Origin of the sequence: Cysteiniphilum sp. JM-1 (genome assembly GCF_008711525.1) — a bacterium.
Lineage (GTDB): Bacteria > Pseudomonadota > Gammaproteobacteria > Francisellales > Francisellaceae > Caedibacter.
On the sequence record NZ_VXKS01000059.1, the window covers coordinates 1 to 952 of the forward strand.

Consider the following 952-nt stretch of genomic DNA (forward strand, 5'->3'; position numbering starts at 1 on the left):
GTAACTACCCAGCAGCTTGTTAATTGAACTGTGGGATTTTGCCATTAAAGACATCCGCAATGGTATCAATAACCTTCCAACCCTGTTTGCGAGCAGTCGATAATAATGTGCGAATACGCACAAACTTTTGAGCGCCAGTTTCACTACGAAAACAGCCTGATACCTTTTGTTTTACCTTCATCATACGCAAGTCATTCTCAGCCTGATTATTAGTAAAAGGTACTTCTGAATCATAGATAAATCTAAGCACGTCATTCTTGTAATCACGCAATCGTAATAATAAGTTGTGCCCAGTTCGTCGTTTTTTCTTACCTCGTTTACCAGTGCTTGCTAAAGGCATCAAAATCTCATGGTATTTAAGACCATCAGCTACAATCCGATCATAAATTTTACTGATCAAAGCCTGTTTATCAGGCAATAGCACTGATTGATCAGATATATTCATCAAGTGACAGCTCTTCCTCAATAATCTCATCATACGTTTTGCCCAAATCTCACCATCTTCAGCTAAAGATCGTAGCTCACGCAAGTGATGAGCATTGCATAATGCATGACTTACACCTTCAAGTGTAAAATAGGATCTCCAATGATCATGAACCACGATACCTGTTAGACCAGTCAGTAGAGATTTACGCTTAGGACTCACGTGGTAAAAAGTATAGTCCGCATTTGAACAAACATGTAACCATTGGGTTTTTGAGCATATGCGATAACCGGTTTCATCTAGATGTTTAACTGGAGCACTTTTTAGCTTATCAAAAACCATTTGCTCGAACTCAATCAATTGATCAGCACACGTTTGACTAAACTCTGCAATACTGGCTGTCGCCATACTGACACCAAATAAATCCTCTAACAACTGCTGAGTTCGTTGTTCAGGAATCAAGTGTTGATTTTGCAGATACGTCGTATAGCTTTTTAGGTTATTACCATACTGCACTGGCGCATTAAT

The 952-nt window shown here is 39.1% G+C and carries 1 protein-coding gene; it reads right to left on the reverse strand.

The window, feature by feature from the left end; all coding sequences use genetic code 11:
• Positions 1–19 precede the first annotated feature (19 nt).
• Positions 20–952 (reverse strand): IS66 family transposase (gene tnpC / locus F3D68_RS11145; protein ID WP_191092815.1); only part of this gene is annotated, 933 nt, incomplete at its 5' end.